Source organism: Streptomonospora sediminis (genome assembly GCF_054778995.1).
In genome coordinates this window covers 1-18,039 of the sequence record NZ_BAAGYZ010000122.1, presented here as the reverse complement: position 1 = coordinate 18,039, position 18,039 = coordinate 1, and the positions used below count along the sequence as shown (strand labels likewise).

Annotated in this window: 16 protein-coding genes and 1 pseudogene; 8 read left to right on the top strand and 9 right to left on the bottom strand. The window is 72.4% G+C overall.

Annotated features, from left to right (window positions below; genetic code table 11):
* Nucleotides 1-271 precede the first annotated feature (271 nt).
* Both ACYVD5_RS23825 and ACYVD5_RS23820 read left to right on the top strand, forming a co-directional pair.
* Nucleotides 272-1,336 (top strand): hydroxyacid dehydrogenase, encoded by a 1,065-nt coding sequence (locus ACYVD5_RS23825; protein WP_461003365.1) that lies wholly within the window; start codon nt 272-274, stop codon nt 1,334-1,336.
* Nucleotides 1,333-3,312 carry a DUF2264 domain-containing protein gene (locus ACYVD5_RS23820; RefSeq protein ID WP_461003364.1) on the top strand — a complete coding sequence of 660 codons (1,980 nt, stop codon included), beginning with the start codon at nt 1,333-1,335 and terminating at the stop codon, nt 3,310-3,312. The genes ACYVD5_RS23825 and ACYVD5_RS23820 overlap by 4 nt, the downstream gene beginning before the upstream one ends.
* A gap of 155 nt (nt 3,313-3,467) precedes the next feature.
* On the opposite strand, the gene ACYVD5_RS23815 is transcribed toward ACYVD5_RS23820, so the two are convergent.
* Nucleotides 3,468-3,902 carry a hypothetical protein gene (locus tag ACYVD5_RS23815; protein WP_461003363.1) on the bottom strand — a complete coding sequence of 145 codons (435 nt, stop codon included), beginning with the start codon at nt 3,900-3,902 and terminating at the stop codon, nt 3,468-3,470.
* Between the two features lie 220 nt (nt 3,903-4,122).
* Nucleotides 4,123-5,153 (bottom strand): annotated as a pseudogene (locus tag ACYVD5_RS23810) (LLM class flavin-dependent oxidoreductase).
* Between the two features lie 477 nt (nt 5,154-5,630).
* Between ACYVD5_RS23810 and fxlM the strand changes: the two are divergent.
* Nucleotides 5,631-6,896: a methyltransferase, FxLD system gene (fxlM, locus tag ACYVD5_RS23805; protein WP_461003362.1), complete on the top strand. Its 1,266-nt coding sequence runs from the start codon at nt 5,631-5,633 to the stop codon at nt 6,894-6,896.
* Between the two features lie 34 nt (nt 6,897-6,930).
* Here the strand turns inward: fxlM and ACYVD5_RS23800 are convergent, their stop codons facing one another.
* The 4 genes from ACYVD5_RS23800 to ACYVD5_RS23785 all read right to left on the bottom strand — a co-directional run bounded on the left by ACYVD5_RS23800 (nt 6,931) and on the right by ACYVD5_RS23785 (nt 10,226).
* The gene (locus ACYVD5_RS23800; RefSeq protein WP_461003361.1) at nt 6,931-7,950 is read right to left on the bottom strand and encodes an LLM class flavin-dependent oxidoreductase; all 1,020 of its coding nucleotides are present in this window, start codon (nt 7,948-7,950) and stop codon (nt 6,931-6,933) included.
* Nucleotides 7,951-8,026: 76 nt separating this feature from the next.
* On the bottom strand, nt 8,027-8,410 hold the full coding sequence (locus tag ACYVD5_RS23795; protein ID WP_461003360.1) for a MerR family transcriptional regulator: 384 nt from the start codon (nt 8,408-8,410) through the stop codon (nt 8,027-8,029).
* 235 nt (nt 8,411-8,645) lie between these two features.
* On the bottom strand, nt 8,646-9,062 hold the full coding sequence (locus ACYVD5_RS23790; protein ID WP_461003359.1) for a hypothetical protein: 417 nt from the start codon (nt 9,060-9,062) through the stop codon (nt 8,646-8,648).
* 234 nt (nt 9,063-9,296) lie between these two features.
* The gene (locus ACYVD5_RS23785; RefSeq protein WP_461003358.1) at nt 9,297-10,226 is read right to left on the bottom strand and encodes a LysR family transcriptional regulator; all 930 of its coding nucleotides are present in this window, start codon (nt 10,224-10,226) and stop codon (nt 9,297-9,299) included.
* Nucleotides 10,227-10,339: 113 nt separating this feature from the next.
* Between ACYVD5_RS23785 and ACYVD5_RS23780 the strand changes: the two genes are divergently transcribed.
* Entirely contained in the window at nt 10,340-11,209 is an 870-nt protein-coding gene (locus ACYVD5_RS23780; RefSeq protein ID WP_461003357.1) for an alpha/beta hydrolase, read from the top strand.
* On the top strand, nt 11,206-12,612 hold the full coding sequence (locus ACYVD5_RS23775; protein WP_461003356.1) for an MFS transporter: 1,407 nt from the start codon (nt 11,206-11,208) through the stop codon (nt 12,610-12,612). Before ACYVD5_RS23780 ends, ACYVD5_RS23775 begins: the two co-directional genes overlap by 4 nt.
* A 45-nt stretch (nt 12,613-12,657) precedes the next feature.
* Here the strand turns inward: ACYVD5_RS23775 and ACYVD5_RS23770 are convergent, their stop codons facing one another.
* Both ACYVD5_RS23770 and ACYVD5_RS23765 read right to left on the bottom strand, forming a co-directional pair.
* Nucleotides 12,658-13,368 (bottom strand): VOC family protein, encoded by a 711-nt coding sequence (locus ACYVD5_RS23770; RefSeq protein WP_461003355.1) that lies wholly within the window; start codon nt 13,366-13,368, stop codon nt 12,658-12,660.
* Between the two features lie 86 nt (nt 13,369-13,454).
* Nucleotides 13,455-14,489, bottom strand: coding sequence for an aldo/keto reductase (locus ACYVD5_RS23765; protein ID WP_461003354.1), 1,035 nt, complete (start codon nt 14,487-14,489; stop codon nt 13,455-13,457).
* Between the two features lie 302 nt (nt 14,490-14,791).
* On the opposite strand from ACYVD5_RS23765, the gene ACYVD5_RS23760 reads away from it, so the two are divergent.
* Nucleotides 14,792-15,148: a DUF3817 domain-containing protein gene (locus ACYVD5_RS23760; RefSeq protein WP_461003353.1), complete on the top strand. Its 357-nt coding sequence runs from the start codon at nt 14,792-14,794 to the stop codon at nt 15,146-15,148.
* Nucleotides 15,149-15,437: 289 nt separating this feature from the next.
* Complete coding sequence (locus ACYVD5_RS23755; protein ID WP_461003352.1) at nt 15,438-16,280, top strand: class I SAM-dependent methyltransferase; 843 nt, start codon at nt 15,438-15,440, stop codon at nt 16,278-16,280.
* A gap of 126 nt (nt 16,281-16,406) precedes the next feature.
* Here ACYVD5_RS23755 and ACYVD5_RS23750 read toward each other — a convergent pair whose 3' ends face one another.
* Nucleotides 16,407-17,144, bottom strand: coding sequence for an SDR family NAD(P)-dependent oxidoreductase (locus ACYVD5_RS23750; RefSeq protein WP_461003351.1), 738 nt, complete (start codon nt 17,142-17,144; stop codon nt 16,407-16,409).
* 70 nt (nt 17,145-17,214) lie between these two features.
* On the opposite strand from ACYVD5_RS23750, the gene ACYVD5_RS23745 reads away from it, so the two are divergent.
* Nucleotides 17,215-18,039 (top strand): LysR family transcriptional regulator (locus tag ACYVD5_RS23745; RefSeq protein ID WP_461003350.1); only part of this gene is annotated, 825 nt, incomplete at its 3' end.

Genomic DNA, 18,039 nt, shown 5'->3' with positions numbered 1-18,039 from the left:
CCCGGTCCAGTTCCGGGGTGGCCGCTTCCGTGGCGCGGCGGGTAAGGAGACCGCGCCCATCACTTCTCCTCGCGTTGTGGGTGGGGCAGGGGGCAGGGGGTGGGTGGTAGGCGCCTCGGCGCGGTGGTGTAACGTCTATCACAACGGAATGCGCTTTCCACAGTAGAGGTGAGATGCGACACGGTCAAGATCGCGCCGCTGCCGGGCACGGCCGCCGGCCGGTGGGCAGCAGCGCCGGCCGGGTACGCGGACGAGCAACGGAAGGGCAGTGATGGGCATCTGCGCGGAAACCGCCCACGGACCCCGCCCGGACGGCGGCGGCCGGCGCGGCACCCGGCCGCGCGTGCTGCTGGCGATGGACCGGCGGACCTTCGGTCTGCAGTTCACTCCGGCGGTGCTCGACCGGCTGGAAACAGCGGCCGAACTGGGAGATCCGCTCCGGGTGGGCACGTTCGACGGGCCCGCGGCACGCGAACGGCTCGCCGAGTGCGAGGTGCTGCTGACCTCGTGGGGCTGCCCGCCGATCACCGATGAGGTGCTGGCGGGCGCACCGCGGCTGCGGGCCGTGCTGCACGCCGCGGGCAGTGTGCGCGACCACGTCCCGCCCGCTCTGCTGGAGCGGGGTATCCGGGTGACCACCGCCGCCTCGGCCAACGCGATCCCCGTGGCCGAGTACGCACTGGCGATGATCCTGGCGTGCGGAAAGCGCGTTCCGTTCCTGGCGCGCGACGCCCGCACCTTCCGGTCGGACTGGTCCTACACCGCCGGCCGCGGCCCGCTCACCAACCGCGGCCGCACCGTGTGCCTGGTCGGCTGGTCCCGGGTGGGACGGCTGCTCGGCCGGCTGCTCGCCCCGTTCGACTTCGAGGTGCTGGTCGTCGACCCCTACGCCGACCCCGGCGACGTGGCGGCGAGCGGCGCCCGCCTGACCACGGCCGAAGACGCCTACCCGCGCGCCGACGTGGTCAGCCTGCACGCCCCGCTGCTACCGGATACCCGCCGCATGATCGACGCGGCGGCCCTGGCACTGCTGCGCGACGGCGCGACACTGATCAACACCGCGCGCGGCGGACTCGTCGACACCCCCGCACTGGAGCGGGAGTGCCGCACCGGCCGCCTGTACGCGGTCCTCGACGTGACCGACCCCGAACCGCTGCCCGACACCTCGGTGCTCTACGACTGCGACAACGTCGTGATCACCCCGCACATCGCCGGATCCCTGGACTCCGAAACCGAACGCATGTCGCTCGCGGCCCTGGACGAACTCGACAGGTTCCGCACCGGCCGGCCGGCCCTGCACCCGATCACCCGCGAGACCTATGAGGTGACCGCATGACCGCAACCCCGCCACAGCCGTCTCCGTCGCCGTCCGCGCCGGTATCGCCTGCCGCACCGCCCCTGCGGCTGCCGCCCGAGGACCGCGAGCTGTCCCCTTACACCGGGTGGACCCGCGACCACTGGGTCGCCCTGGCCGAACACCTGCTGCTGAGCGTGCGCCCCTACGCCTCGCCGGGCGGCGCCCGGTTCGACCTGCCCGGCCCCTCCAGTTCGAGCGGGCCCGCCAGCGACGGGCTGGAAGGTTTCGCACGCACCTTCCTGCTGGCGGGCTTCCTCGTCACCGGAAACGGCGGCGCCGACCCGCACGGTTTCCTCGGCCGGTACCGCAGCGGGCTGCTCGCCGGCACCGACCCCCTCGGCGAGGAGCGCTGGCCGCGTCCCGGCGAACTGGGGCAGGCCAAGGTCGAAGCCGCCTCGATCGCCCTGGTGCTCATGCTGACCCGGCCCTGGCTGTGGGACCGGATGGCCCACGCAGAGCAGCGGCAGGTGCTCACCTGGATGTCGGAGGTCGTGGGCGAGACCTACCCGCCGATCAACTGGGTCTGGTTCCAGATCATCGCCGAAGAGTTCCTCCGGTCGGCGGGCGGACCGTGGAGCCGGGCCGACATCGACCACGGGCTGGCCGTGCACGCGGGCCTCGCCCGCGCCGACGGCTGGCTCTCCGACGGCCCCGAGCGCTCCTTCGACTACTACTGCGGTTGGGCGCTGCACTTCTACCCGCTGGTGTGGGCCGCGCTGGCGGCCGAACCGCCGGAGCCCGAGCGGACAGCGGGCTGGCGCGCGGACCTGTCGCGGTTCCTTGAGGACCACATCCACCTGATCGGCGCCGACGGCGGCCCCGTGCTGCAGGGCCGCAGCCTCATCTACCGGATGGCGGCTGCGGCCCCGCTGTGGGTCGGCGCCTGGAGCGGCGCCACCACGCTGGCGCCCGGCCGGATCCGCCGCGCCGCATCGGGGATCCTGCGCCACTTCCACGACCACGGCGCACCCGGCGCCGAAGGGCTGCTGTCACTGGGTTGGCACGGCGCCTGGCCGGCGATGAAGCAGTCTTATTCCGGGGGCGGGTCGCCCTACTGGGCGGCCAAGGGGTTCTTCGGCCTGGTGCTGCCGGCCGACCACCCGGTGTGGACCGCGCAGGAGCTGCCCCTGCCCGTGGAAACCGGCGATGCCCAGCGGGAGCTGCGGGCGCCCGGGTGGATCCTCAGCGCAACCGCCGAAGACGGCCTGGTGCGCCTGGTCAACCACGGCACCGACCACGCCGCCGAAGGCGACCTCATCAGCGATTCGCCGCTGTATGCGCGGCTGGGCCACTCATCGGGCACGGTCCCGCCGCTCATCGGCGACACACTCGCCTCCCCGCTCGACAACAGCGTGGTCGTCCTCGACGAGCACGGCACGGCCACCCACCGCACCGGGTTCACCGCCCTGGGAGTATCCCGTGACGAGCCGGCCTCGGTGGGCGGGTCCCGCTGGCGCGCCCACTGGGTGGCGGCCGGCGGCGACACCACCCCCGACCACGGGTCCGGCCGCCGGGGCGAGACCCGGCTGGGGCCGACCCTGGAGGTCTGGTCGGCGGTACGCGGCCCGGACGAGGTGCGGCTGGTGCGGGTCGGCTCCGAACCCGTCCACGGCGGCGGCGCGCGGTGGCGGCTGCGGGTGGGCGGCTGGCCGGTGGTACCGGACAGCGGGCTGGAGTCGGTGGTCGCGGCGCTGACCGAACACCCGTCACCGCTGTCGGGCGAGGAACACCTGGGCGACGTCGGACCGCTGCGGGGCACGACAACGGTCCCGTGGTTCAGTGCCGAGGTCGCGCCCGGCGAGGTGCTGGCCTGCCTGGTGCGCGTGGGCGGTGCGGGCGCGGGGACGGAAACCGCCGCCCGGCCGCGGCCCGCGGTGCAGGTCGGGCCGGGTGCGGAACACGCGGTCGTCACCTGGCCGGACGGGCGGGCCACGCGGATCGGGTTCGGTGGCTGACGGCTGAGCACTGGTCCGGCCCGCAGGCGGCCGGGGCCGGCGGCGCACCGAAATGACCATGCAGAAATATGCCCGGATTTTAAAGGCCGGACAGGCATTTCCGCATGGTCGCCACCAACCTCGCCGGGCGCGTGGCCGGCAGGCGCCGGACCGCGTCAGTAGCCGTTCTCCGCGCACCAGTCGGCGATCAGCTCCACCGCCTTCTGCTGGTCCGGATTCTCGTTGTAGATCTCGACCAGTTCGTCGTCGATGGGGGTGGAGGACACCACCATCATGAGTGCGAGCCGCTCCCCGCTCTCGGCGAGCTGCAGGTCGCCGGCCTGCCGGGCTTCGACGGCGGGGACGGCTTTGCCGCAGACATCGCGGGCGGTATCGGCGGCGGAGTTCGCCGCCGGCGACGAAGAAGCGGCCGACGGCGAAGTCGGCGGTGGTGATGGCGACGATGCGGGCGGGGGCGAAGACGCTGACGGGGCGGCGGATGCAGACGGGCCCGCGGCGGATTCGCCGCCATCGGCGCCGCCGCAGGCGGTCAGTCCTGCCGCCAGCGCCGCCGACGCGGCGGTGCGGAAAACCCAGGTCGAAGCTCGCACGATCACGCACCCTCTGGGCTTGGGGTCGTCCGTCCGGCACGGACCGGGACGGATCTGAGGCCGCGACAACGCTAGAGGTTTCCAGGGGTTGCGGCACGCCGCCCCGCTGGCCGAATCCGGCCATCATTGCGCAACCCCGGCAAGACCGGGGCAACCAGACGTCCAGCGGAATGCCCGCCCGGGCCGCACGGCGGTCCGCACCGCGCCGCCGCGGCCGCCCTCAGCCGAACGCGGGCATGATGCGTTCGTGGATCAGGCGGAGCTGGGCGTCCACGCCGGCCGCCTCGGCAACGTCGCGGCCGGTGAAGGCCCGGACCAGCGCGCGGTCGGTGACGGCACAGATCAGGTGGTTCACGCCGCTGGGGGCGATGTCGCGCTGGATCTTCTCCAGGCACTCCTCGGGTGTCCCGGCGATGGAGAGGCGGTCGGCGAGGTCGGGCGTGGTCAGCTCGACCCCGCGGGCCAGGTCGCCTGCAGCGATGGCGTCGACGATCGGTTTGAGCTCGGCCGGGTCGACGCCGTTGCGGCGCAGTTGCTCCGCGGGCATGGAGGACGCGTAGATACCGACCATGCTGCGGGCCGCATCCTTGGCGGCTGCGGAGTCGGGGCCGGTCGCGAAGACGACCCATGCCCCGATGTCCAGCGACCGCCAGTCCTTGCCGGCCCGCTCGGCCCCGGCCCGCACGTGGTGCACCGCGTAGTCGTATGCCTCGCGGGTGTAGCTCAGCGCGTGGTGGCAGCCGTCGGTCAGCTCGCCCGCCGCCTCGAAGGACTTCGGCCCGCGCATCGCCCCGAGCTTGAGCGGCAACCGGTGCTGCACCGGCCGGGCGAAGGTGAACAGGCCGTTGTAGGAGTAGAACCCGCCGTCGTAGGTGATCGCCCCGCCGTCCAGCAGGGTGCGGATCACGTGGTGGGCCTCTTTGACCCGGGACAGCGGACGTGTGCGGGTCCAGTCGATGCCGTACTGCGCCAGCAGCCCGAAGTTCCCGCTGGACAACGCAGCCTCGGCGCGCCCGCCGGAGAGCTCGTCGAGGTGGCGAGCGCCTGGGCGATCAGGGTGGGCTCCCGCAGTGTCACCGGGGAGACGCTGGGGCCCAACCGGATCCGGCTGGTACGGCCGGCGGCGGCGGCGAAAAGTGCCCACAGGTCCTTGTGCCAGGTTTCGTCAGCGGCGTAGCAGGCGTAAAACCCCAGCTCATCGGCGAGTTCGATGGAGTCCAGGGATTGCGATAGGGGGTGGTCGGGGAGCATGGCGTAACTGAACTTCACCGGGTGCCGCCTAAGAGAACGGGGGTGGGGGCCGGCCGTTCCCGGCCGTTCTTCGCCTTCCCCGATGATGTGGACGGCGGTCCCGGTTGTCCACCGCTGCAAAGCCGGTTTGTTTCCGTACGGCTGCCGGCGCGCCGCGGCCGGAGGGCACCGGACGCGGCCGGACCCCGATCGTGGCGAACCCTGTGCAGCCCGGACTCGCGATTCGCCGGATCCGACCGCAGGGGCGGTACCGCACCACCGATGGCCGGTGTGACGAAGGCCACGTATGGTTGCGGTCCCTGGCCTTCGGCGCCGGGCCGCCGGCTCGCGGGCAGGCGGCCCGGCGGCCAGTGCACTGACCGAAATCCGGCGGGGACTCCCGTTGCAGGATGGTGGGGGCTACGCTCCGTACCGGGGCGTGCATCCAACGCGTCCGAGCGGATTGCCGTGCCCTGTCCCCGTCCCGGAAGGCCGCCGATGTCCACCATCGACAACCCTGTATCCGCCGCCGACCACGCAACTGCCGCTGAGCTGCGCCGCGAGCTGGTGGGCGAGCTGAAGGAACGCGGCCGGCTCGGCTCGGCTGCGATCGAGCAGGCGCTGCTTGCGGTACCGCGCCACCTTTTCCTGCCTGACGCGCCGGTCGAGGATGTCTACACCGATAAGACCATCGACACCAAGCTCGACGGAACCGGCCAGGCGATCAGTTGCGCCTCCCAGCCCAGCGTCGTCGCGACCATGCTGCACCAGCTCGGCGCCAGATCCGGCCAGCGCGTACTCGAACTCGGCGCCGGCACCGGCTACAACGCCGCGCTGCTGGGCCACCTGGTCGGGGGCCGCGGCCGGGTGACCACCGTCGACATCGACTCCGACCTGGTCGAAACCGCGCGCCGCCGCCTCGCGGCGCTCGGCGCCGGCAATGTCGAGGCCGTCTGCGGCGACGGTGCGCTGGGCCACGCCACAGGGGCGCCCTATGACCGGGTCATCGCCACCGTGGGCACCCACCACATGCCGCCGGCCTGGCTGGACCAGCTGGCCGAAGGCGGGCGACTGGTGGCGCCGGTGCGTATCGCCGGCGACGTCTCGCGCAGCATCGCCTTTGAGTCGGCCGGCGACCACTGGGCGAGCGTCGACAGCTCCCTGTGCACGTTCGTGCCGCTGCGCGGCGGCACCGGCGACGACCCGCGCCGCCGGATCGACCTGACCGGCGACTGCGCGGTGGTCGTCCAGGCCAACCAGGACCAGTTCGCCGACGAGGACCGGTTGCGCGGCGTACTGGACCAGCCCCGCCACGAGTTCTGGACGGGCGTCACCTTCGGCGGCAACGAGCCGTTGGACCCGATGTGGCTCTGGCTCGCGCTGCGCCTGGACAATTCGCTCTCGCGCATGCCGGTGCGGCCCGAGGCCATCGACGACGAGGTGGTCACTCCGCGGCTGCCGTGGGGGAACATGGCGGCCATCACGCCCGACAGCCGCGGCCTGGCCTACCTGACCCTGCGCCCGGCCGCCGGCGGCGAAGGCCGCCACGAGGCCGGGGTCATCGCCCACACCGGCGGCGGCGCGCGCCTTGCCGAGCAGATGGCCGCCGAGATCGCCGCGTGGGAGCCCCACCGCGGGCGCCGGCTCTCCTTCGCCCTGCACCCCCGGCCCGCAACGGTGCCCGCCTCGGCACCGGAGGAGGGCCGTTTTGCGGTCCAGCGGGGCCGGGCGCACCTGGTCGTGCAGTGGCGCGACGCCCGGTGAGCGCGGTCGGCGGCCCGGCCGCCGGGCCGCCGGCTCAGCGCCAGCCGAGCTCCGGGGCGACGTAGCGCAGCAGGCTGTCGAGCACGTGGGCGTTGTAGTCGACGCCCAGTTGGTTCGGCACAGTGAGCAGGAGCGTGTCCGCGGCTGCCACGGCTTCGTCCTGAGCGAGGTCGCGGACGAGTTTGTCGGGCTCGGCGGCGTAGGTTTTGCCGAACCTGGCCCGGCCGGACTCCAGGGTTCCGACCTGGTCGGTGCTGCCCGCCTGCCGCCCGAAAAGCTGGTGGTCCAAGTCGGTCACCAGGGGAAACACGCTGCGGCTCACCGAGACGCGGGGTTCGTGTCCGTGGCCGGCGGCCTGCCAGGCCTCGCGGAAGAGCCGGATCTGCTGGGCCTGCAGCTGATGGAACGGCATCCCGGCGTCCTCGGTCAGCAGGGTCGAGCTCATCAGGTTCATGCCCTGCTCGCCGGCCCATTGGGCGGTGGCCCGGCTGCCGGCACCCCACCAGATCCGTTCGCGCAGGCCGGGGGAGTGGGGCTCGATCCGCAGCAGCCCGGGCGGGTTGGGGAACATCGGCCGGGGGTTCGGCCGGGCGAACCCCTCGCCTTTGAGGGTGTCGAGCAGGGCAGCGGTGTGCTCGCGGGCCATGTCGGCGTCCGTGCCGCCCTCGGGCGGATGGTGCCCGAAGTACTCATAGCCGTTGATGACCTGCTCGGGCGAGCCGCGGCTGATCCCGAGCTGCAGCCGCCCGCCGGCGATCAGATCCGCCGATCCGGCGTCCTCGGCCATGTAGAGCGGGTTTTCGTAGCGCATGTCGATCACGCCCGTGCCGATCTCGATCCGGCTGGTCCGCGCCCCGACCGCCGATAGCAGCGGAAACGGCGACGCGAGCTGGCGGGCGAAGTGGTGCACCCGGAAGTACGCGCCGTCGGCGCCGACCTCTTCGGCGGCGACGGCCAGCTCGATCGATTGCAGCAGTGCGTCGGAGGCCGACTGCACCTGGGAGTGCGGTGACGGCGTCCAATGGCCGAAGGAGAGGAATCCGATCTTCTTCACAGCTTCGACAACACCGCGGAGGCGCTCGTATTCCGGCCCGGTGCGGGTGCCCGCGCCGGCGCGCGCCCGGGGGCGTTCATCCGCAGTCCGCGGCGGAGCTGGACCCGGGGGGTGCGGCGCGGGCCGCGGCGACATGCTCGATCACGCTGTCGAGCTTGTCCTTGGCCTGCCCTAGTTCGGCTATCCGCGCGGCGATGCGGTCGCGTTCGGCGGTGACCTGCTCGAGCATTTCCGATGTCGCGCGGCCGGTGGTCACGCAGGGCAGCAGATCGACGATGGTCCGGCTCGCCAGGCCGGCGGCGTAGAGCTGCTGGAGGAGCTGCACGCGGTCGACGGCCTCTTCGGGGTAGTCGCGCTGGCCTCCGGGGGTCCGCGCCGATTCCAGGAGCCGCTGCTCTTCGTAGTAGCGCAGAGCGCGGACGCTCACCCCGGAGCGCTTGGCGAGTTCGCCGATCCGCATGGCCGAGCTCTCTTTCCGCTGGATCCGCCGCCGTCCGTCTTTCCGGTCCGTTTTCCGGCCCGCCGCGGAGCTGTACCTGACGTCAATGTCAGGTTCCAGTGTAGTGGTTGCCCGGTCGGGCGGTACCAGCGGTTCCGGTTCGCGGTTGAGGGAATCTACACCGTAAAGGAGGCGGCTCCGCCGTCACCACCTGGACAAAAACCTAAACCGAATATAGGAATCGCGCCCCGCCCCTTCAGCGCTCCTGTCCGCTCACCGGCCACCTGCCGGAGACCGACTGCCAGAGGAAGTATGCGCCGGCGGCCAGCCAAAGGAATCCGGTGGTGCCGTCCGCAAGATTGCCCCGCTCGCCGCCCGGATCGCCCAGAAACGAGACGATGAACGCGATGACCGCGCTGACCGCGTAGGCACCTCCCGCGAGCCCGAGGCCGGCGCCGACGCGCAGCAAGAGGTTCGCGCGGAAGGCGCCACCGACGTAGACGGCAAAAGCGCACATTCCAGCGAGGATCCCCCACCAGCCGAAATCCGTTAACACAGGCACGTAGTCATTGGCGCCGAAGTAGCGGATGACCATCGCCACTAATGCCGCGCCGCCGGCGACCGAAAACGCCGAACACACACCGAGTACCACCCGGCTCGCAACCGCAGCCATCGCCGACCCTCCTGGAACACGCCGTGATACGGGAAGCATCAACGTATCCGGGTGCCGCGGTCGGACGGAACGGGCTGTTCCGGGCACTGCCTCGGATGCGGGCCGGACCCGGTTCGGCCCGTCGTCGGCCCGGTCGGTGCGAATCGGCCGGGACCACGCTCCTTGGCCTGCGCGGCCGCGCGTGCGGCGGGGCACCGGCCGCCGCCACCGGCGTTGCCCTTTCCGCTGGAACGCTCAACGCGCCCCCAGCCGCTGGTCCAGCGCCCCGCCCACATCGGGGCAGTTGCCGCGGATGGTCTCCAAGAAAGCCGCCAGCACGGGCGACCGGTCGTCGGCGCGGAACGACAGCGTCAGATCCGGCAGCCTGGTCCGCGGCACCACATCGCAGAACCGCACGTCGGGCCGAGCGTTCAGCCGCATCCGCGAAGGGCCCAGGCCCACACCCACCCCGCACGCCGCCAGACCGGTGATGGTGTGGACGTCACGGGCGACCGTGGCGCCCTCCAGCGTGTGCGCCGCGGCGCCCAGCAGAGTGCGCAGTCCGACGGCGATGGCCGGCTCGTCCTCGCCCGCGGCGACGATGAGTTGCTGGTGCCGCAACTGCTCCAGCGCAACCGTCCGCTGCCCCGCATAAGGGTGGGTCCGGGCGACCACGGCCACCAGGTGGTCGCGTCCGATGGTGACCGAGACCAGCGACTCCGCGCCGGTCCCGCGCGGCGGTCCCAGCCCGACGGCGATGTCCAGCTCGCCGGCCAGCAGTGCGGCGGTGCTCCTGCTCGTGGCCATCTCGTGCAGCATCAGGCGCACGCCCGGCCGCTGGGCCCCGAACCGGCTCAGCACAACGGGCAGCGGGTCCAGCAGTGCCGAGGCGACGAACCCCAGACTCAGCCGCCCCGTCTCGCCGCGGGCGGCCCGCGCGGCATCGACCGCGGCCGCGGACGCCTCGGCCAGCGACCGGCGCGCCCTGACCAGGAACGCCTCACCTGCGGGCGTGGGGACGACGCCGTGCGCGGTCCGGTCGAACAGCCGGGCGCCGACCTCGCTCTCCAAGGCCGCGATCTGCTTGGACAACGGCGGCTGCGCCATCCCGATGGCCGCCGCTGCCCGGCGGAAGTTCCGATGCTCGGCAAGCGCCACCGCGTAGCGCAGATGCCGTGCTTCCATGCGGTTTCCTTCCTCGGTTGGCGTTGAGGGCAGCCGATATCCCAGAGATATCAAGCGCCGCCGAGTAAGACATACCAGAACACAGTCGGCTTCGTCCTGGATGGAATGAGCCCATGACCTCCACACAGACGGAAACCCGGCTGGACACACTGTTCGTACTGGTGCACGGTGCCTGGCACAGCGCCGCCCACTGGGGCCCCACCCAGCGCGCGCTCGCCGCACTCGGCGCGGCGAGTGTCGCCATCGATCTGCCCGGCCACGGGTTCGCGGCTCCGCTGCCCAGCGGCTACCTCACCGCAGCCCAACCCGGGATGCGGACGGAGAAGTCGGAGCTGGCCGGCATGACGATGGACGAGTGTGCCGACGCGGTGCTGGATACCCTGCACTCGGTCCGCGCCCGCGCCCGCACCGTCGTCCTCGTCTCCCACAGCGCGGGCGGCGGCCCCGCATCCCTGGCCGCGGAACGCGCGCCCGAACTCGTCGACCGCATCGTCTACCTGTCCGCGTTCGTCCCGGCGCAGCGGCCGCGCTTCTACGACTACCTGTCCGCACCCGAGAACGCCGCCGCGCACGGTGGCGGGCTACCGGTCGCCGATCCCGACGCCATCGGTGCCCTGCGGATCAACCCGCTCTCCGCCGACCCCGGCTACATCGAAGAACTGCGCCAGACCCATTACCACGACACACCCGCCGACCGGTTCGACCGGTGGCGGACGGCCCTCAGCCCCGACCTGCCCATGGCAATTCCGGCGAGCCCGGTCACCCTGACCGCCCGGGGCTGGGGCAGCATCCCGCGCACGTTCCTGCGCTGCGCCGACGACCGGGCGCTGCATCCCGCGGTCCAGGACCTGATGATCGCCGAGGCCGACGCCGCCTACCCCGGCAACCCGTTCACCGTGCAGACCCTGCCGGGCAGCCACAGCCCCTTTGCCGCGCGCCCCGCCGAACTGGCGGCTGCGCTCGCGGACGCACGGCGTCCATGACCGCCGGAACCCCGCCCGCGGCCCAAGAGGCCGGGCCCGCCGCCGCGCCGAAGCTTGTGCTGCCCGTGGTGCTGAGCGCCACGTTCGTGCAGCTGCTCAGCGTAACGATCGCGCAGGTCGCCGCACCCCGTATCCAGCACGGCCTGGACGCCGGACCGGGCGAGGTGCGGCTCGTGCTCGCGGGCTACACGCTCACGTACGCGTGCCTGCTGATCACGGCGGCGCGGCTGGGCGACCGCTACGGTTACCGGCGCCTGTTCACCATCGGAACCGCGGTGTTCGCGATCGCCTCGGCGGCGTGCGCGTTCGCGCCCACACCCGCCGTACTGATCGCCGCCAGGCTGGCCCAAGGCGCGGGGAGCGGCCTCGTCGCTCCCCAGGTCCTCTCGATCATCCAGACGGCGCTGCCCGCCTCGCGGCGCGCGCACGCCCTGGGGCTGTACGGGGCGACGATGGGGGTCGCCTCGCTGGTCGGGCCGCTGCTCGGGGGGCTGCTGATCAGTGCGGACCTGCTCGGAATGGGCTGGCGGCCGATCTTCCTGGTGGCCGTGCCGGTGGCCCTTGCCGCGCTGGTGGGGGCAAGAGTGCTGCCGCGGTCGCGCCCCGCCCCCGGGCAACGGATCGACGGGCTCGGCGCGGTGCTTGCCACGGTCGGATTCGGAGCGCTGATCCTGCCACTCGCCCTGGGGCCCGATGCGGGATGGCCGCCGTGGACCCTGGGCAGCCTCGCCGGATCCGCGGTCGTGCTGGGCTGTTTCGCCCTGGTGCAGCGCCGCGGCCCGGATCCGCTGATCCACCCCGCGGCCCTGCGCGACCGGACGGCGCGAACCGGCATCCTGCTGGTCTTCGTATTCAACACCGGAGTGCCGTCGTTCACCTACCTGCTGTTCCTGCACCTGCAGCAGGCCGCCGGCTACTCCGCGCCGGCCGCCGCCGCGGTGTCGGCGCCGTTCGCGGCCGCTGCCATCGCCGGCAGCCGGTGCGCTCCCGGCCTGGCCCGCCACCACGGCCCGCGGCTGCTAACCGCTGCCGCGGCGGCACTGGCCGCGGTCATGGCGGGGCTCACCCCGCTCGTGGGTAGTGCGCCGCACCCGTGGGCGGCGGCGCCGCTGCTCGCACTGGGCGGAGCGGCGTTCGGCGCGTTCACCGCCTCGGTGTTCTCGCTGGTGCTGGCGCGCGCCGGTACCGAGACCACCGGTTCGCTGTCAGGGCTGCTCCCCACCGCCCAGCAACTCGGCGGGTCGGTCGGTATCACGCTCGCCGCCCTCGCCTACTTCGCGCCTGCCGCGGACTCCGGCGCCGCGTTCGGGCACGCGATGCTGTACCAGGCGGGGGTTTTCACGCTCACGGCCGCGATAAGCCTGCGACTGGGCCGAATCGCAGCCGGCCCGCCGCGCGGTTGATGCGCGGCGGGCCGGCGCCCGCTCTGCAGGGGCAGCGGCTCCGCGTCAGCGCGGGGTGAGGACGCAGAACTCGTTGTCCTCCGGGTCGGCCAGGACCGTCCACGACTCGTCGCCCTGGCCCACGTCGGTGTCGGTGGCGCCGAGGGCGCGCAGCCGGGCCACCTCCGCGTCCTGGTCGTCGCCGGGGTAGGGCCGGAGGTCGAGATGGATGCGGTTCTTCACGGTCTTCGTGTCGGGCGTGCGGATGAATTCCAGGTACGGGCCGACGCCCTTGGCGGAGCGCAGCACCGCCTGATCGGCGGTCGCCTCGTGCAGGGTCCAGTCCATCGCCTCGCCCCAGAACCGGCCCATGGCCCGCGGATCCGCGCAGTCGACCAGTACCGCGGCCACCGGTCCGGTGTCCCGGTAGACCGGTCGGGGCTCCAGCACGCAGAATTCGTTGCCCTCCGGGTCGGCCAGGACCGTCCACGGCACGTCGCCCTGGCCGACGTCGGCGGGCACCGCGCCGAGATCCCGCAACCGCGCGACCAGGTCCGCCTGGTGGTCCGCGGAGGTGGTGGCGAGGTCGATGTGCACCCGGTTCTTCACCGTTTTGGGTTCCGGGACGCGCAGTACATCGATGCAGACGACGGCAGGGTCGGGATAGACCGAACCCTCGGGTTCGAGGTTGGTCTCAACGGGTCCGTCGCCGGTGACCTGCCAGCCGAGCGCCTCCGCCCAGAACCGCCCGAGGGCGGAGTTGTCACGTGCATTCATCGCAATCTGAACAAGTCGCGTCGCCATGGGGACGATCCTAAGGTCCAACGCCCGCCGGCGGCCGTGCCGGCGGGCGCGGAGTTTGCTCAGACGGCGGCGCGTTCGCCGACGGGCCGGCGGCGCAGGCCCGGCTGCAGCAGTGCCGGCGGCTGGTACCGCTGGTCGAGCGCGCCGGCGTCGGTGCCGGGCGGCACGATCTCGTCGATCCGGTCGAGGATCTCGTCGGTGAGTGTGACGTCGAGACCGGCGAGCAGGTCGTCGAGCTGCTCCATCGTGCGCGCCCCCAGGAGCGCGCTCGTCACGCCCGGATGCGCGATCGCGAACGCCATCGCGAGGTGGGTCATCGGCATCCCCGCCTCTTCGGCGAGCGGAATGAGCCGCTCGACGGCATCCAGCCGGAGCTCGTTGCCAAAGACCGTGAAGAAGGACATGGAGGCGCGCACGAGGTCGCTCTCCTGCCCCCGGCGGACCCGGCCGGTGAGCATGCCCTGCGCGAGCGGGCCCCACACCAGGGTGCCCATCCCATGGCGCTGGGCGGTCGGCAGCACTTCGCTTTCGATGCCGCGGTTGAGGATCGAGTAGGGCGGCTGCTCGGTGTGGAACCGTTCCAGTCCGCGCCGTTCGGCGGTCCATTGTGCTTCGACGATGTCGGAAGCGGGCGTCGTGGAGGTGCCGATCGCCCGGACCTTTCCGCTGCGGATCAGGTCCGTGAGCGCGGACAGCGTCTCCTCGATGTCGGTATCGGGGTCCGGACGCTGGATCTGGTACAGGTCGATGTAGTCGGTTCCCAGCCGGCGCAGCGAGTTCTCGACCGCTGTGGTGATCCAGCGCCGCGAGGTGCCCCGCTGATTGGGCTCGTCCCCCATGGGCAGCCCGAACTTGGTCGCGAGCACGACGCTGTCGCGGCGCCCTGCGAGCGCTTTGCCCACGACCTCCTCCGATGTGCCCCGGGAGTACGCGTCGGCGGTGTCGATGAGGTTGATGCCCGCGTCCAGCGCCTTGTGGATCATCTTGATCGAGTCGTCGTGGTCGGAGTTGCCGATGGGGGCGCCGAGCATCAATGCGCCCAGTGCGTAGGGGCTGACCTTGATGCCGGTCCGGCCGAGGGTGCGGTACTGCATGGGTCTCTCCTGGGGTTGCCGACGGGATGGGCGTTCTTCCGTCCGGCCCGAGCCATAAACGGGACGTCCATCCCGAAAAGATACGGAAGCGCGTTCCGGAACGCAACTAGTGGTCTGGAGTGGGGCGATGCCGTCGCCGTCCCAGACGCGCAGCCGCCGTGGAGCGCGCCGTCCGGGTGTCGCGAACCTCTCCGCTTCGATGCCCGGCCCCGGCACCGGGCAGCCCAGCCACCGCCCTAGCCTGAGAAGCGACGAGCCGCGGCGACCGCCGGGGAACGACCCGACCGGATTCGAGGAACAGCGTGCGCATCAGTCCGCGTGTCACAGCGACCGCCTTCCGTGTGGTGGCCATCGCCGAGGCCCTGACCTGGATCGGGCTGCTGGGCGGGATGTACGTCAAGTACCTGGGCAGCGGCAGCGAGGCCGGCGTGGAGTTCTTCGGCCCCGTGCACGGCGGCGCCTTCCTGCTCTACGTGGCCATCACCCTGGCGGCCGCCCTGCAGTTGCGCTGGAACTTCTTGGTGGTGCTGGTGGCCCTGGCCGCGTCCGTGCCTCCCATCGGCACCCTGATCGCCGACTGGTGGCTGCACCGCACGGGACGCCTCGCCGTCCGTAAGCAGGAGCAGGAGCAGGAACCGGCGACCGGCCCCATGGCCTGATCCGAGCGGTCTGCGCCGGGCGGACCGATCCGCGCGGTCAGTCCGGACAGGCCCGGCCCGAGCGGTCTTCGCCGCACGGGCCGGAGCCCCGATATCCCCAGGGCGGCCCAGCGCGACCGCGCCGCCTTACCTGACAGGTAATCGCCCCCGGCGCGCCGCTCTGCGATTCTCACCGGCATAGGGAACCGACCGGTGCGGGCGGCGGCGATACGGGCGGCCCGGCCCGGCGAGCGGGCACCCGAGCCCGGATCCCTTCCGTTGACCGCAGTACGGACGGAAAGGCGCCCTCATGCCGACCATCGCCAACACCCGCCAGTTCGAGGAATGGAACGGTACCGACGGCCGGCATTGGGCCGAGTACCACGAGCGCTACGACCGCATGGCCGGCCAATACAACGCACCGCTCCTGGCAGCCGCCGCCTTGGGCGAACACGACCAGGTGCTCGACGTCGGCTGCGGCACCGGACACACCACCCGGTTGGCCGCGCGCGCGGCCAACCGGGGCCGCGCCGTCGGACTGGACCTGTCGGCGCCCATGCTTGAGCGCGCACGCCGCACCGCCGCTGCCGAAGGAATCGCCAACGCGGCCTTTGAACAGGGCGACGCCCAGGTCCACCCGCTGGGCTCGGCCCGCTTCGACACCGTGATCAGCCGCGCCGGGGTCATGTTCTTCGCCGACCCGGTCGCCGCGTTCACCAACATCGCCACCGCGACCAAACCGGGCGGCCGGCTGGCCTTCGTCTGCCACCGGGAGCCGGGCGAAGACGTCCAAGCGGTCTTCGCGGCGGTGGCCGAGCACCTGCCCATGCCCGATCCGGCCGAGCAGGCGCCCGGCGTGGCCGATTTCGCCGATCCCGACCAGGTCCGCGCGGTGCTGACCGCCTCAGGGTTCGCATCGGTGTCGGCGACCGGGTTCGAGGTCTTGAGCCCCATCGGCCGCGACGCCGGCGACGCGACCGATTTCCTGTTCAGCGCACAACTGCGCTCCATTGCCGGCGGTGCCGGTGCAGCGGACGAGACGGCCCGGCAACGGGCACACGCGGCGGTCCGCAACATCCTGCGGTCCTTCGAGGTGGACGGCGCAGTCCGCATCCCGGCCCGCGGCTGGCTGGTCACCGCCACGCGGTCCTGACTCGTGTCCGGCCAGGGGGCACGCCCGCCTCCGCGCCCTACCCCGGCCCGCAGTGCGCCGAGATGGCCGCGGCCCCCGGCAGGCAGCACGCCGTCGGCGGGTGGGCCGGTGCCCGGTGCCGGACGGCTACCAGGGGATCGGGCCGTCGGCGTCGGTGAATGTGCCCGATGGGCCGTCCGGGGCCAGTGTTGCCATCTGTACCGCGATTGCGGCGCCCTGGTCGGGGGTGCGTTCGCCGGTGAACCCGTTGCCCTCGGTTGCGGTGTGGCCCGGGCAGACGGCGTTGACCAGGATTCCGTGCGGGTGCAGGTGCTTGGCGTACTGCGTGGTGACCGCGTTGATCGCCGTTTTGCTCGCCGGGTAGGCCAGCAGCGCCGGCAGGTCGGCGAATCCGCCGTCCGGTGCGGCCATCGCGGTCAGCGAGCCGCCCCGCCCGGACAGGTTCACCACCCGCCCGGCGGGCGAGCGCAGGAGCAGCGGGAGCATTGCCTCGGTCACCGCGACCAGGCCGAAGAAGTTGACCTCGAACACCTTGCGGACCTCGGGAAGCACGTCGGTGCCGGTGCCCGGTATCTGCCGCTTGTCGCCGGTGATCCCGGCATTGTTGACCAGGACGTCCAACCGGCCGAACCGCTGCTCGATCTCCGTGGCGGCCGCTGCGACGGTGTCGGCATTGGTGACATCCAGCGTGATGCCGTGCGCGTCGCCGCCGGCGGCGCGCAGCCGGTCCACCGCAGTGCTCCGCCGCTCGATGTCCCGTGCTCCGACGAGCACCGTCATGTCCGCCTCGGCGAGCCCTGCGGCGATGGCGTGGCCGATCCCTTTGTTCGCCCCGGTGACCAGGGCGATTCTGGTTTCTGTCATGGCTTCAGCCCACCAGCCGCGGGTGTGGAACACCAAGACCGATTGCAGCGCACAGCTATACCATGAGGGTATGGATTCCCGAGAGCTGGCCTACTTTGTCGCGGTCGCCGAGGAACGCAATTTCAGCCGGGCCGCCGATCGGCTCGGGATCGCCCAGCCGCCGCTGTCCCGCGCGATCCAGCGCCTGGAGCGCCGGATCGGTGTGCGGCTGCTGGAGCGCACCAGCCGCCGGGTTTCGCTGACCCGGGCCGGCGAGGTGCTGCTGGAGCAGGGCCGGGCGGCGCTCACCGCCCTGGAAGCGGCCGAGCGGCTCGCGCGGCGCGCCGGGGCGGAGCCGCGGTTGGCGGTGGCCGCGAAACCCGGCGGCGACGCAGGGCTGCTCGAACCGGTCCTGGCCCGGTTCGCCGCACACCCCGACGCGGTCGAGGTCGAGACCCTGATCTGCGGAATCGGCGAGCAGCAGGCCCTGCTGCGAGACGGAACCGCAGACGTCGCACTACTGCGCCTGCCGCAGCAGGACCTGTCCGGTCTGGCCACCGAGGAACTGCTCACCGAACGCGAACTGGTCGTGCTGGCGCCCACACACCGGCTGGCCGGCCGCACCGCGGTGCGGCCGGCCGAACTGGCCGGCGAGACCTTTCCGCGCTGGAGCGGGGAGTCGCCCGGCGGCGGACCGCTCATCAGCGACACCGGCCAAGTGGCCGAGCTGATCGCGCTCGGGCGTATCGCCGCCGTGCTGCCCGAGTCGGTGGCCCGCAGCCTCGGCCGCGGCCTGGTCGCCGTCCCGGTCGAAGGCCGCCGCACCACCCTGATCGCGGCCTGGCCGCAGGACCGCCGCGACCGCGCGCTCGCCGCGTTCGTCCGCGCCGCCGCCGACACCGCGGCGGCGCACGCG